Here is a 12,507-nt window from a genome sequence, read left to right on the forward strand (position 1 = left end):
AGATTATTAACATGACAGAATCTTTTGCTCAACTCTTTGAAGAATCCCTGAAAACAATTGAAACACGTCCGGGCTCTATCGTCCGTGGTGTTGTTGTTTCTATCGATAAAGATATCGTACTGGTTGACGCCGGTCTGAAATCCGAATCCGCAATTCCAGCAGAACAGTTCAAGAACGCGCAAGGCGAACTGGAAATTCAGGTTGGCGACGAAGTTGACGTTGCACTGGACGCAGTTGAAGATGGCTTCGGTGAAACTCAGCTGTCCCGTGAGAAAGCTAAGCGTCACGAAGCATGGCTGACTCTGGAAAAAGCTTTCGAAGTTGCTGCAACTGTAATCGGCGTGATCAACGGTAAAGTGAAGGGCGGCTTCACAGTCGAACTGAACGGCATCCGTGCGTTCCTGCCAGGTTCACTGGTTGACGTGCGTCCAGTTCGCGATACTCTGCATCTGGAAGGCAAAGAGCTTGAGTTCAAAGTCATCAAGCTGGATCAGAAACGCAACAACGTAGTTGTTTCTCGTCGTGCCGTTATCGAATCAGAAAACAGCGCAGAACGCGATCAATTGCTGGAAAACCTGCAAGAAGGCATGGAAGTTAAAGGTATCGTTAAGAACCTGACTGACTACGGTGCATTCGTTGATCTGGGCGGCGTTGATGGCTTGCTGCACATTACTGACATGGCTTGGAAACGCGTTAAGCATCCAAGCGAAATCGTCAATGTGGGCGACGAAATCACTGTTAAAGTGCTGAAGTTCGACCGCGAACGTACTCGTGTATCCCTGGGCTTGAAACAGCTGGGCGAAGATCCATGGGTTGCTATCGCTAAACGTTACCCAGAAAGCACTAAGCTGACTGGTCGTGTAACCAACCTGACTGATTACGGCTGCTTCGTAGAAATCGAAGAAGGCGTTGAAGGTCTGGTACACGTTTCTGAAATGGATTGGACCAACAAAAACATTCACCCGTCTAAAGTTGTTAACGTAGGCGACGTAGTGGAAGTTATGGTTCTGGACATCGATGAAGAACGTCGTCGTATTTCTCTGGGCCTGAAACAGTGCAAATCTAACCCATGGCAGCTGTTTGCAGAAACTCACAACAAAAACGACCGCGTTGAAGGTAAAATCAAGTCTATCACTGACTTCGGTATCTTCATCGGCTTGGACGGCGGCATCGACGGCCTGGTTCACCTGTCTGACATCTCCTGGAACGTTGCAGGCGAAGAAGCAGTTCGTGAATACAAGAAAGGTGACGAGATCGCAGCTGTTGTTCTGCAAGTTGACGCAGAGCGCGAGCGCATCTCCCTGGGCGTGAAACAACTGGCAGAAGACCCGTTCAATAACTACCTGTCTATGAACAAGAAAGGTGCTATTGTTACTGGTAAAGTAACTGCAGTTGACGCTAAAGGTGCTACAGTTGAATTGGCAGGCGGCGTAGAAGGTTACCTGCGTGCTTCTGAAGCAACTCGTGACCGCGTTGAAGATGCAACGCTGGTACTGAACGTAGGTGATGAAGTTGAAGCCAAATATACTGGCGTTGACCGTAAAAACCGCGTAATTAGCCTGTCTGTTCGTGCGAAAGACGAAGCTGATGAGAAAGATGCAATCGCTACTGTTAACAGTAAGCCAGAAGAAAGCAACTTCTCTAACGCTATGGCTGAAGCGTTCAAAGCTGCAAAAGGCGAGTAATAACGGGGGGCGGTTTCTCCGCCCCTATACGGTAGTTTAGCTGCAAAGCTTGGAGGTAATATGACCAAGTCTGAACTTATTGAAAGACTTGCTGGCCAGCAATCTCATGTACCGGCGAAGGCCGTTGAGGATGCAGTGAAAGAAATGCTTGAACATATGGCTGGAACATTAGCCGAAGGTGAGCGCATTGAGATCCGCGGATTTGGCAGTTTTTCTCTTCACTACCGTGCTCCGCGTGTTGGTCGTAATCCGAAAACTGGCGATAAAGTAGAGTTGGAAGGTAAATACGTTCCGCACTTTAAGCCGGGTAAAGAATTACGTGATCGCGCTAATATCTACGGTTAAGTTGTTCGCAACCAGCCGGGTTATTGCTTGTGAAAATATGAAACGGTGCCTTTATGGCGCCGTTTTTCTTTTTATAATCATCGAATTCTGATAAAAACCTCTTTGCCAAATAACGCCTTTATTTCCAGCTCACTTATCCTGCACTGAATTAAAAACTCGTTTTTTAAGTTAATCCTTCCCCCTGTATTCACTTTCACTCTGAGTTAAACCAATCATCCGCTGTTTTCCTCACGTTATTTCTTTCTAACTAGTCACTATTTTTTGAAGTTTGTCGCAATTCCATTTGGGTATTTGCAACCGCTGAAACTCGCTTTCGAGGCTCCTCGGAGGATTTAGTCTTGATGCTGGTAAAGCACGCTTTAATACTGAAAATACGCTTAGCGGCAGGATGCTGTGAAAAGACCAATAGCTAATTATCAAAGGATGATTTTTTACTGTGTTATCAATCGATCGATGTGCTGGGGCGTTAATTATAGGTTTGCTACCACTGATGTTTATCCCACGCTTACCGGGTACTGTGCCAGTTTTATTATTGCTGTTTACCGCCATTATCCTGTGGCTTAGCGGTTATAAAAACGCTCGGTTTGCGGCTTTGCCAATATTGAGCTTTTTATGGGGAAACTGGCAGGCTGCCGGTCTGGTGAATCAAATAGAGTATATGGTTCAGGGAGATAAGTTGATCGTTGCTACTGTTGCCAGCATTTCTTTAATTAGCCATAGGGAGGAGAGCGCCAGAATGCTATTGAAAATCGAGCAGGCAGATGGTCGTCGAGTCTTTCCACCGGTTTCCGTTTCGGTCCATTGGCCAAAAAAATGGCCTGCATCCTGTTCTGGTCAGCGCTGGCAGCTAAAGATCCGCATGAGGCCAGTACACAGCTTGCTTAATGAAGGCGGATTCGATAGCCAACGTTGGGCAATGGCCAATCGACGGCCTCTGACCGGGCGAATTATCACTGGGCGGATGTTGGAGGGGAATTGTCATTTACGGCAGGACATCATCTCTAGAACAGATCGGCAATTGCAGTCCTATAGTCAGAGGTCCTTGCTATTAGCGCTGGCTTTTGGCGAGCGGGGGGAATTATCACTACAGCAGTGGGAGACTTTGCGAAAAACCGGCACTGCGCATCTTATGGCTATTTCGGGTCTACATATTGTTATGGCGGCGTTATTTGGCCGTTTATTAGCGAGAGCGATTCAATATTTATTTCCGACGCGCTGGATAGGCCCCTTATTGCCATTACTTTGCGGGTGGCTGCTCGCATTAACCTATGTTTGGCTAGCGGGTGCTAACCCACCGGCATTGCGGGCAGGATTGGTTTTAACGCTGTGGTTAGCTTTACGGCTGTTTGGCGTTCTATCCAGCCCTTGGCAGGTTTGGCTATGGGCGGTGGCACTGATACTGCTTAGTGAGCCTTTAACACTGCTATCAGATAGTTTTTGGTTATCCTGTATGGCAGTACTGAGTTTGCTGTTTTGGCTGCACTGGGTTCCACTACTTTCCCCATTTCTAACGAAAAATCGCTATGCCTGGCCACTCCGCCTGGCGCATTTACAATTTGGGATGATGTTGTTACTCATGCCGTTGCAAATGCTCCTATTTCATGGCATTAGCCTATCCTCGTTTCCCGCGAATTTATGGGCGATGCCAATAGTGTCATTTATCACCGTTCCCTTGGTGTTAGTAGCATTGGTATTTTCATTTTTCTCCTCATTTGCGGAAGTCTTCTGGTCGTTGGCCAATAGCTCGCTAGAGATCGCTATGCTGCCTTTAAACAACTTAAAAGCAGGCTGGCAGCACACTGGCGAAACGGCGATGGCGATTGGCTGTCTAGGCTGGCTGGGCGTAGTGATATGGCGTTTCCGGTGGTGGAGTTTATATCCTTTCGCCGTTATTGCTCTCTGCGTCAATTTGATTCTTATCGCTCAACGGCGAGATACCCACCGATGGCGAGTTGATATGCTGGATATTGGACATGGTTTAGCCATCGTTATAGAGCGGGAACGCAGGGCGGTGATATTTGATACCGGTAATCGCTGGAGGACGGGCAGCATGGCGGAAAAAGCGATTTTGCCGTATCTCAAATGGCGAGGTTTAACGGTGGATCATATTATTCTGAGTCACGATCATTTGGATCATTCCGGCGGGTTAGAGTTGATTCGCGCTGCCTTTCCTATGGCTAAAGTGAGGGCACCTTTTCCCATAAAGAATATTGAACCCAATAGGTGGTTATTACCCTGTCGGCGAGGGGATCGCTGGCAGTGGCAGCAGCTTGATTTTGAGGTGCTCTGGCCGCCACAATTGACCGAAAATGCGCAAAACGACGATTCCTGCGTCATTCGCATTTCAGAGGGCAAGCATAGTCTGCTGCTTACCGGAGATATTGAAAGGAAAAGCGAGCGACAGCTGGTTAAAACATCCCGCCATAAATTGCGGTCTACGTTGCTACAGGTTCCACATCATGGGAGCAATACCTCGTCTATCGCTCCTTTTCTCCGCGCGGTACAGCCTGAATTAGCTATGGCATCGGCATCACGTTATAACCAATGGCACTTGCCAGCGAAAAAAGTCATCAATCGTTACAAAGAAAATGGGATTATCTGGCGTGATACATCGCGCTCTGGGCAGCTCAGTATCTCTTTCTCAGACCATGATTGGCAGATTAAAGGTTATAGAGAACAATTATTTCCCCGTTGGTACCACCAGCGATTTGGTGTTGGGAGCCATAATGAGTAGAATAGGCCGCTATTTCTTCTGGTACTGGTATTTGAATGATGAATGATAAAGATCTCTCCACCTGGCAGACCTTCCGTCGCCTTTGGCCGATGATCGCTCCTTTTAAAACCGGTCTTATCGCTGCGGCGATAGCGCTAATTCTGAATGCGGCCAGCGATACCTTTATGCTGTCGTTGTTAAAACCGTTGCTGGATGATGGTTTTGGTAAGTCGAACAGTTCTATCCTGATGTGGATGCCACTGGCCATTATTGGATTGATGTTGGTTCGCGGGATCAGCGGTTTTATCTCCAGCTACTGTATTTCATGGGTTTCGGGCAAAGTGGTGATGCATATGCGCCGCCGCCTGTTTAGCCATATGATGGGCATGCCAGTATCTTTTTTCGATCAACAATCTACAGGCACATTGCTGTCGCGGATTACTTATGATTCCGAGCAGGTGGCTTCTTCTTCTTCCAGCGCGTTGATTACCGTAGTGAGAGAAGGTGCGTCGATTATCGGCCTGTTTATCATGATGTTTTATTACAGCTGGCAGTTGTCGCTGATTTTAATCGTTATTGCGCCGATCGTTTCCATCGCTATTCGCATGGTATCCAAGCGCTTCCGTAATATCAGTAAGAATATGCAAAGCACCATGGGGCAGGTGACGACCAGCGCTGAGCAGATGCTGAAAGGGCATAAAGAAGTATTGATCTTCGGCGGTCAAAAAGTAGAAACCGAACGTTTTGATACCGTGAGTAACCGGATGCGTCAGCAGGGCATGAAAATGGTTTCTGCCTCTTCTATTTCCGATCCTATTATTCAGTTGATTGCTTCATTTGCGCTGGCATTTGTGCTTTATGCTGCCAGTTTCCCAAGCGTGATGGAAACGCTGACTGCCGGTACTATTACCGTGGTTTTCTCTTCCATGATTGCCTTGATGCGTCCGTTGAAGTCTCTGACTAACGTCAACGCCCAGTTCCAACGCGGTATGGCGGCCTGTCAGACGTTATTCAGTATTCTGGATATGGAACAGGAAAAAGACGACGGCAAATTAGAAATCGATCGCGTAAAAGGGGATATCGATTTCCGTAATGTGACCTTTAAATACCCAGGCAAAGAAACGCCAGCGCTGATAGATATCAATATGCATATCGAAGCCGGTAAAACCGTAGCCTTGGTAGGGCGTTCAGGCTCGGGTAAATCAACGATTGCTAACCTGATTACTCGTTTTTATGACGTCAGCTCCGGCAGTATCCTGATGGATGGCCACGACCTGCGGGAATACAAACTTAGTTCTCTGCGTAATCAGGTGGCGCTGGTTTCGCAAAACGTACATCTATTCAACGATACCGTCGCTAATAACATTGCCTATGCCAGAGATGAACAATATACCCGCGCAGAGATAGAAAAAGCGGCGCGCATGGCCTATGCCATGGACTTTATTGAGAAAATGGATAACGGTCTGGATACGGTGATTGGTGAAAACGGCGTGATGCTTTCTGGTGGTCAGCGCCAGCGTATTGCTATTGCCCGCGCATTACTGCGTGACTGCCCGATTCTGATTTTGGATGAAGCGACTTCGGCTTTGGATACTGAATCTGAGCGAGCTATTCAGGCGGCGTTGGATGAATTGCAGAAAAACCGCACCTCGTTGGTGATTGCTCACCGTCTGTCGACGATTGAAAAAGCCGATGAAATTCTGGTTATTGAAGACGGCCGCATTATCGAACGTGGGGAACACAGCGAGCTGCTCGCTCGTCAAGGCGCCTATGCTCAGCTTAGCCGCATGCAGTTTGGCCAATGATTGAGCGTATCTGGTCAGGCGAATCGCGACTGTATTGGCTGTTATTACCGCTATCCTGGCTGTACGGTGGGATTAGCTGGTTGATAAAAAGCAGTTATCGACTGGGTTTGCGTACTAGCTGGCGTTCCCCTGTACCCGTCGTGGTGGTGGGGAATCTGACTGCTGGTGGCAACGGCAAGACGCCAGTCGTTATCTGGCTGGTGGAGCAACTGCGGCTGCGGGGTCAACGCGTTGGCGTTGTTTCTCGTGGTTACGGTGGAAAAGCCGATAGCTACCCGTTGGTGCTGAATGAAAATACACCAACGACGCAGGCTGGCGATGAGCCGGTGTTGATATTCCAACGTACCGGTGCGCCTGTAGCCGTTGCGCCGAAACGCTCGGAGGCGATTCAGGCTCTGCTAAAAAACCATGCTCTTGATGTGATTATCACCGACGATGGTTTACAGCATTATGCTTTGCAACGAGATTTTGAAATTGTGGTGGTGGACGGCGTTCGTCGATTTGGTAACGGCTGGTGGTTGCCTGCCGGGCCAATGCGTGAAAGGCCTGAGCGATTGGCATCCGTGGATGCCATTATCACGAACGGCGGAACCGCGGCTGCGGGAGAAGTGCCAATGCTGCTAAAAGCGGGGCATGCGGTGAATATTCTGACTGGTGAGCAATTGCCTGCTGAACAGCTAAAGAATATCGTTGCCATGGCTGGTATCGGGCATCCGCCACGCTTTTTCCGAACCTTACGTCAATTAGGGGTTACGATAGAGAAAGAACACGCTTTTGCTGATCATCAGGATTTTTCGCTGTCCCAGCTCCAGAGTCTGACCAGTGATAGTCAAACCCTGTTAATGACCGAGAAAGATGCGGTTAAATGCTGCAAGTTTGCTCAGCCTAATTGGTGGTATCTGCCGGTAACGGCAGAATTACCGCCAGCACAGACCGAGCAATTATTGGCTCGGATTATTTCGCTACGTAGCGCTGACGATTAGCGCATCACCTAATCCGATAAAATCTCAGGCAAACCTAGAATCTGAGCACAGGCCGCTATCGAGCGGCGCTGTGTATCTTCATACAGTGCCAGTTCATCGATAACCGGCGTGCCTAAATCTCGCTCAAACGCTTCCCGACTGGAGTGTTCGCTAAAGTGCGTGCGCGCTTTATCTCCCAGGTTCGACTGAAATATTCCTGCGGCACTGACTGGCAGAAAATCCTCATACACCAAAGGTTCAAAGTCGATATAACCGCTATTGATAAGATCGTCAAGAGAAGCACTGTTGCGGTTTTTTAGCTCGATATCTGGCATTTTCCCCGTTGGAAAATAGCGGTAGAAGGCCAGTTTCTGCGAGCGCATCGCCTCGTGATCATCAGGGAAGGCGCTAAAGTGATGAGACAGCAGTGCCATATACCTATTGGCATTTTTCTCACAGGCGGGCTGTTGCAGTTCATCCTGTGCGGCTTGTAATAAGCGATCGTATAATGCACGCCCTTTGGCGGTTAGAGCGGCGCCACGCTGTTCGATTTCGCCGAAACGTGCAGTATGCTTACCCTGAATGCTCTGTCCATTTGCTTGTGGGAAAGCAACCTGCTCTTCCAACGCTTTGAAACTGGTTTGGCGCAGCAAAATAGGGCAGCGGCGGGCTGGCGGGCCTTCGATTACCGCTTTAGGCGTAATACTATGCTCCGGCATTGCTCGTTGAACGGCGTCGATATCCAGCGTTCGTGGCGTTAAATGATTAATGTGCGGCCCTTTAAATGCGACTACGTCGGCAATCAGGCGGTGCTGGTCGTGCAGGCGTTGATATATCTCGGCGTTCACGGTCGCAGCATTGTGCCAGCGGAAAGTTTCTAAAGCCTGAGTGATAAAGTCGTCAGCTTCTTGCCGAGTCAAACCGCCAGCGATTTCATGACGTTTAATCAGCTCAAGAGCGCGTGGGGTAAAAATAGTGCGGCGCGCCAGTATTTCCGCCGCTAGCTGACGTAATTCCGGTTGTTCGATCAGTTCCAGCCGCAGCAGGGAAGTGAATACCCTAAACGGGCTGGCCTGAAGCGATGTCTCGTGGATGGCGCGAAACGCGGTGGAATGTACTGGCACTCCCGCTGGAGCCAGATCGTAATAGGCCACAGGAACCATGCCCATCACAGCAAACAGGCGGCGTAACATCGCTAGTTCGGCGGCGGTTCCGACGCGGATTGCGCCGTGCCGCTCCATATTCAGCCGCTCAATTTCGCCAGTGCGGGCTAAGTGTTTTTTCAGTTCCGGATGTTCAGCCATCGCCTGCTGATTGGTTTGGGCAACAATCTGCAATAGGGTGCTGTAAAGAGGAACTTCAGTTTGGTACATCTCGGACATGGCACGAGAGAATCCAGCGCGAATCTGATCTGGCTGAATCAGCTGTGGGGTGTTCATAATAGGGTAACTCCTTTTATCGTCTATATTTTTTACTGTTTTTCTTAGTACGAAAATGGCTTAGAAAAAATAGGGATACATCAACGCTAAGCTGCCTTTTAGTCTAGGCAGGAAACGCAGAGTCGAGGACAACCCGCAGGAGAATATTGAGGAATTATGCGCCAGCTCTCATTGATTCTTATTTCGGCAATAAAATAGAAGAGAAAATAGTTGCGCGGCTATTTATTTTATGCGTTAATAGCCGCGGCCTGTGATGCAGACCTATTTATGTGTAAGCGTGTGTAGTGAGAGTATAAAGAGTACTAGCAGTTCCTCCCAAGCCGTTATCATTTGATTCCGCTTCAAAGACGAACCTTCTAAGAATCTCCGGTAAACAACTTCCATAAGTAACGTTCCTGAATACAGTCCAGCTATTTTAGATAGCAATAAGTGCCTTATGGCGAGTTATAAATATTTTTGAAGGTAAAGTTTATGTCTAAGAAGACTGGTCAAGTTAAATGGTTCAACGAAAGCAAAGGTTTTGGTTTTATTGAACAAAACGACGGTGGCAAAGATGTATTCGTACATTTCTCTGCAATCGCCACTGACGGATTCAAAACTCTGGCTGAAGGCCAGCGTGTAGAATACACCGTTGAAGACAGCCCGCGCGGGCCGGCTGCTGCAAACGTTGTTGCTCTGTAATTCAGAGATTAATAATGTTTAAAATATTTTAGGATAAAAAATGGTAAAGCAAATGCGCTAACCGTTGACCTGAATATTTAAAAATTCTAAGACCCGCATTATGCGGGTTTTTTCATTAATTCAAGCTCATAGAGGTTTAATCAAAAAACTTTAGGATGGGCAACTGCATCTAAACAATAAATAAAAATGAGTTGTTAGGATGCCCAGTAAAAGGAAATTTATTATGACGTTAAAAATGGGTCGGGTGAAATGGTTCAACCAGCTGAAAGGCTACGGTTTTATTTCACCACTCGATGGTGGGCTGGATGTTTATGTCAGCAAAATGGCAATTGCCAACACCAAAAATAAATCACTAAGTGAAGGACAGAACGTAGAGTTCTCCACTTACAAAAGTATTCACGGGCCTTCTGCGGCCGATGTGATTGCTTTTTAAAGCGAACGGCTACCAAGGTAGCCGTTTGTATTTTACCGATACTTCGATATGCGATGGTAATACAGGTGCTCTTTATTTGGTTAATTAAAATCTGAATTTTATTCGATTCTTAATGACTAAAGTTAGCGAACATCGCGATGATTTTATGAAACAGTTTCATCTTCAATCCAAGAAATAAATTGTGTGATGTAAGTCACAAAATTCTACTCCCCGTATTTCAACATATCAATAACATTCACCGAAAAATGCCATTTTTCTTTGTTGCCGTTCTTGATGAGTTATCGCTCGCAGTAATGGAATATTGAGTTGGTTAACCTGCCTGAGTGGATATGCTATTCTCTTACGCTTTCCTGCTGTCGATAGCTCCACGTCCTCGGAGGGTGTATGGATCACCGTTTACTCGAAATCGTTGCTTGCCCAGTGTGCAATGGCAAACTGTATTTTAATAAAGAAAATCTGGAGTTGGTGTGCAAAGCCGACAATCTGGCTTACCCCGTTCGCGATGGCATTCCGGTTTTGCTGGAGAATGAAGCGCGCGCCCTTTCCGTTGATGAGAAGCACGCATGAGTTTTATCGCGATTATTCCTGCTCGTTATGCTTCAACCCGGCTGCCGGGTAAACCGCTGGCGGACATTGGCGGTAAGCCGATGGTGGTACATGTGATGGAGCGCGCACTGGAGTCTGGTGCCAGTCGGGTGATTGTCGCCACCGATCATGATGACGTGGTTCGTGCCGTGCAGGCCGCAGGCGGCGAAGTTTGTCTGACTCGCGCCGATCATCAGTCCGGTACTGAGCGGCTGGCCGAAGTGATTGAACGCTACGGTTTCGCTGATGACGATATTATTGTCAACGTACAAGGCGATGAACCGCTCATTCCTCCGGTGATTATCAGCCAGGTAGCTAGCAATCTGGCGGCTTCCAGCGCCGGTATGGCGACATTGGCAGTGCCAATTGAAAGCAGCGAAGAAGCTTTTAATCCCAACGCAGTGAAAGTGGTGATGGATGCTCAGGGCTACGCGCTGTATTTCTCCCGCGCGGCGATTCCGTGGGAAAGAGAGCGTTTTGCTCAGTCTAAAGACAGCATCGGTGACTGCTTCTTACGTCACATCGGGATTTACGCTTATCGCGCCGGTTTTATTCGCCGCTATGTTAATTGGGCGCCAAGTAAGCTGGAACAGATCGAGCTGCTCGAACAACTGCGGGTTTTATGGTACGGAGAGAAAATTCACGTTGCCGTGGCGAAAGCCGCGCCGGCGGTGGGCGTAGATACCCAGGAAGACCTGCAAAGAGTACGGGATATTCTACTCAATAAATCAAGTAGATAGAAAGTCGCGCCGAAACCCTAGGTCGATTGTAAAACCAAAATTGTAAAAAGATAGCAAAACCAAACGCCGGAGTGCTGGTCACCCGGCGTAATTATTTCCCCGCCTTTTTGTTGTTTGCCCGCTTTTGTTTGATCTGCATTCTGGAAATATCCCCAAGCTCATCTCATTATGGTGTTCTACCGCAATCGTCATTCTGCTGTCAGTCATAATGGGCAAACCTAGTATGGAACAGTTAAAGGCCGAATTAAGTATTGTATTGGGTGAATCCATTACCCGGCTTGAATGTGTCAGTGAGCAGCCTTATGCCCATTTGTTTGCAATTTATGACAAACAGGGGCACGCGATCCCGTTATTGGCGAAAAGCTATGTTTGTCAGGGCATTGCCCAGCAGGAGGCCTATAAACTGTCGATGCTGGCGCGGGACGGAGATATTCGTTTACCTACGGTCTATGGTTTGGTGATGACCCATCAGACTCCTTACAAAGAAATTCTGCTAATGGAACGACTAAGGGGCGTCTCAGTGGAAGCGCCCCCACGGACGCCAGAACGCTGGAATGTATTGATGGATCAAATCGTTGAAGGCGTACTGGCCTGGCATCGCATTGATAGCCACGGCTGCGTCGGCAATGTAGACAGTATGCAGGAAAATGATTGGTTTAGCTGGTATCAACAGCGGGTAGAGGTGTTATGGTCCAGTTTAAGCAACCTCAGCTCACCGCTAGTCACTCTGGACGACCGTGCCGTTTTATACCGTTCTAGGGCGGGATTATCTCAGCTTTTTGCCGATTTTGACGACAGTTGCGTGCTGATTCACGGTAATTTAACTCTGAGAAGTATGCTGAAAGATCCCCGTAGCGATCAGTTATTAGCGATGTTAAATCCCGGCTCGGTGCTGTGGGCTCCGCGCGAATACGATCTTTTCCGTCTGAGCGAAGAAGGGATGCCAAGCCAGCTATTGTACCGCTATTTGCAGAAAGCCCCGGTTTCTGAGGCTTTTGTCTACCGCCGCTGGCTGTACACGCTTTGGGAATTAGTCGGACGATTTATTCACACCGGCTATTTCGACCGGCCACTGTTTGATCGCGCAGCCAGCCAACTATTGCCTTGGCTTGCCTGATT

The 12,507-nt window shown here is 48.1% G+C and carries 11 protein-coding genes; 10 read left to right on the forward strand and 1 reads right to left on the reverse strand.

From position 1 onward, the window contains the following. Nucleotides 1-11 precede the first annotated feature (11 nt). From rpsA to lpxK, 5 genes are all read left to right on the forward strand, one after another. A complete protein-coding gene (rpsA, locus tag PL78_RS02655) occupies nt 12-1,685 on the forward strand; it encodes a 30S ribosomal protein S1 (RefSeq protein ID WP_049596508.1) in 1,674 nt (557 codons plus the stop codon). A gap of 60 nt (nt 1,686-1,745) precedes the next feature. After that, complete coding sequence (gene ihfB, locus PL78_RS02660) at nt 1,746-2,030, forward strand: integration host factor subunit beta (protein WP_049596507.1); 285 nt, start codon at nt 1,746-1,748, stop codon at nt 2,028-2,030. A 490-nt stretch (nt 2,031-2,520) separates the two neighbouring features. Next, nucleotides 2,521-4,764 carry a ComEC family protein gene (locus PL78_RS02665; protein WP_235600997.1) on the forward strand — a complete coding sequence of 748 codons (2,244 nt, stop codon included), beginning with the start codon at nt 2,521-2,523 and terminating at the stop codon, nt 4,762-4,764. 35 nt (nt 4,765-4,799) lie between these two features. Beyond that, nucleotides 4,800-6,548, forward strand: a complete 1,749-nt coding sequence (gene msbA, locus PL78_RS02670; protein WP_064512900.1) for a lipid A ABC transporter ATP-binding protein/permease MsbA — start codon at nt 4,800-4,802, stop codon at nt 6,546-6,548. Beyond that, the gene (lpxK, locus tag PL78_RS02675) at nt 6,545-7,531 is read left to right on the forward strand and encodes a tetraacyldisaccharide 4'-kinase (protein ID WP_064512902.1); all 987 of its coding nucleotides are present in this window, start codon (nt 6,545-6,547) and stop codon (nt 7,529-7,531) included. The genes msbA and lpxK overlap by 4 nt, the downstream gene beginning before the upstream one ends. 8 nt (nt 7,532-7,539) lie before the next feature. Here lpxK and hglS read toward each other — a convergent pair whose 3' ends face one another. Then, the gene (gene hglS, locus PL78_RS02680) at nt 7,540-8,949 is read right to left on the reverse strand and encodes a 2-oxoadipate dioxygenase/decarboxylase HglS (protein WP_064512904.1); all 1,410 of its coding nucleotides are present in this window, start codon (nt 8,947-8,949) and stop codon (nt 7,540-7,542) included. 471 nt (nt 8,950-9,420) lie between these two features. On the opposite strand from hglS, the gene cspE reads away from it, so the two are divergent. The 5 genes from cspE (at nt 9,421) to PL78_RS02705 (ending at nt 12,505) form a co-directional block, all read left to right on the forward strand. Then, a complete protein-coding gene (gene cspE, locus PL78_RS02685) occupies nt 9,421-9,630 on the forward strand; it encodes a transcription antiterminator/RNA stability regulator CspE (RefSeq protein ID WP_004717375.1) in 210 nt (69 codons plus the stop codon). A gap of 223 nt (nt 9,631-9,853) precedes the next feature. After that, nucleotides 9,854-10,063 (forward strand): cold-shock protein, encoded by a 210-nt coding sequence (locus PL78_RS02690; protein ID WP_064512906.1) that lies wholly within the window; start codon nt 9,854-9,856, stop codon nt 10,061-10,063. Between the two features lie 384 nt (nt 10,064-10,447). Continuing rightward, nucleotides 10,448-10,630, forward strand: a complete 183-nt coding sequence (locus PL78_RS02695) for a Trm112 family protein (protein ID WP_004717378.1) — start codon at nt 10,448-10,450, stop codon at nt 10,628-10,630. After that, nucleotides 10,627-11,388 carry a 3-deoxy-manno-octulosonate cytidylyltransferase gene (gene kdsB, locus PL78_RS02700; protein WP_064512907.1) on the forward strand — a complete coding sequence of 254 codons (762 nt, stop codon included), beginning with the start codon at nt 10,627-10,629 and terminating at the stop codon, nt 11,386-11,388. The genes PL78_RS02695 and kdsB overlap by 4 nt, the downstream gene beginning before the upstream one ends. 223 nt (nt 11,389-11,611) lie before the next feature. Beyond that, a complete protein-coding gene (locus tag PL78_RS02705; RefSeq protein WP_064518209.1) occupies nt 11,612-12,505 on the forward strand; it encodes a YcbJ family phosphotransferase in 894 nt (297 codons plus the stop codon). The last annotated feature ends 2 nt before the right edge of the window (nt 12,506-12,507 follow it).

Source organism: Yersinia entomophaga (assembly GCF_001656035.1).
Taxonomy (GTDB): Bacteria; Pseudomonadota; Gammaproteobacteria; order Enterobacterales; family Enterobacteriaceae; genus Yersinia; species Yersinia entomophaga.

Bases quoted from the DNA above. Each gene is read 5' to 3' on its own strand.
- rpsA (WP_049596508.1), top strand. From the start codon at position 12: ATGACAGAATCTTTTGCTCAACTCTTTGAAGAATCCCTGAAAACAATT.
- ihfB (WP_049596507.1), top strand. From the start codon at position 1,746: ATGACCAAGTCTGAACTTATTGAAAGACTTGCTGGCCAGCAATCTCAT.
- PL78_RS02665 (WP_235600997.1), top strand. From the start codon at position 2,521: ATGTTTATCCCACGCTTACCGGGTACTGTGCCAGTTTTATTATTGCTG.
- msbA (WP_064512900.1), top strand. From the start codon at position 4,800: ATGATGAATGATAAAGATCTCTCCACCTGGCAGACCTTCCGTCGCCTT.
- lpxK (WP_064512902.1), top strand. From the start codon at position 6,545: ATGATTGAGCGTATCTGGTCAGGCGAATCGCGACTGTATTGGCTGTTA.
- hglS (WP_064512904.1), bottom strand. From the start codon at position 8,949: ATGAACACCCCACAGCTGATTCAGCCAGATCAGATTCGCGCTGGATTC.
- cspE (WP_004717375.1), top strand. From the start codon at position 9,421: ATGTCTAAGAAGACTGGTCAAGTTAAATGGTTCAACGAAAGCAAAGGT.
- PL78_RS02690 (WP_064512906.1), top strand. From the start codon at position 9,854: ATGACGTTAAAAATGGGTCGGGTGAAATGGTTCAACCAGCTGAAAGGC.
- PL78_RS02695 (WP_004717378.1), top strand. From the start codon at position 10,448: ATGGATCACCGTTTACTCGAAATCGTTGCTTGCCCAGTGTGCAATGGC.
- kdsB (WP_064512907.1), top strand. From the start codon at position 10,627: ATGAGTTTTATCGCGATTATTCCTGCTCGTTATGCTTCAACCCGGCTG.
- PL78_RS02705 (WP_064518209.1), top strand. From the start codon at position 11,612: ATGGAACAGTTAAAGGCCGAATTAAGTATTGTATTGGGTGAATCCATT.